Source organism: Streptomyces sp. NPDC048484 (assembly GCF_040651415.1).
Classification (GTDB): Bacteria; Actinomycetota; Actinomycetes; order Streptomycetales; family Streptomycetaceae; genus Streptomyces.
This window is the reverse complement of sequence record NZ_JBEZJY010000154.1, coordinates 1-1,090: the sequence shown is the minus strand read 5'-3', so window position 1 is coordinate 1,090 and position 1,090 is coordinate 1. Positions and strand designations below refer to the sequence as shown.

1 protein-coding gene is annotated in these 1,090 nt (G+C 65.5%); it reads right to left on the bottom strand.

All coding sequences use genetic code 11. The features are described from left to right. A partial coding sequence (locus AB0D14_RS45025) for a type I polyketide synthase (protein ID WP_362791351.1) occupies positions 1 to 1,090 on the bottom strand: 1,090 nt, incomplete at both ends.

The following is a 1,090-nucleotide window of genomic DNA, read 5'->3' as shown; positions in this document are numbered from 1 at the left end:
ACCGTCACCCCTCCGGCCAGCGCAAGGGAGCACTCACCCGACCGCAATGCCTGCACCGCCAGATGCAACGCCACCAACGACGACGAACACGCCGTGTCCAACGTCACCGACGGACCCTCAAGGCCCAGCACATACGACACTCGACCGGACGCGACGGCACCTGTACTGCTGTTGTAGGTGTAGTCGTGGTGCATCATCCCTGCGAAGACACCGGTCGAGGTGCCCCGCAGCGAGGCCGGGGAGATACCAGCCCGTTCCAGAGCCTCCCAGGTGACCTCGAGCAGCAGACGCTGCTGCGGGTCCATCCCCAACGCCTCATTCGGACTGATCCCGAAGAACGCGGCGTCGAAGTCGCCCGCGTCGTGCAGGAATCCACCCTCGCGGACGTAGCTCGTGTCTTCCCGTACGCCATCCGGGTCATAGAGCCGCCCGAGCTCCCAGCCTCGGTTCGTCGGGAATTCCGAGATCACATTCCTGTCCTCGGCCAGCAGCCGCCACAGGTCCTCCGGCGATTCGACGCCACCTGGGTAGCGACAGCTCATCGACACGATCGCGATCGGATCGTCAACTGCCGACGCACCGACCGCTACGACCTCGATACCCCCCTTGTCGACGCCGATCAGCTCATCGAGCAGGTAGGCAGCCAGGGCAACGGGACTTGGGTGATCGAAGACGAGGGTGGGCGTCAGCCGCATGCCGGTGGCCTCGTTCATTCCGTTACGGAATCGCACGGCCGCGAGCGAGTCGAAGCCCAAGTCGCGGAAGGCGCGCTGCGGTTCGATTTCCTCAGGGCCGGCGTGCCCCAGAATGAGGGCGGCCTGTACGCGGACCAGTTCGAGGAGCAGGGCTTCACGCTCGCGCTCGGAGAGCATGACAAGACGGTCTTTCAACGATCCCGCGGTCGAGGATGCCGCTTCTGCGGTCCTCCGGAGGAAGCGACGGGTCAGTGCGCGATACAGCTCCGGAACGTCATCGGCACCGTGCCCTCCCAAGCTCTTGAGGTCGAGTCGTATGGGGATGAGGGTGGGGTCGTCGAGTGTGGTGGCGGTGTCGAGGAGGGTGAGGGCGTGGTCGGTGGGCAGGGGCAGGA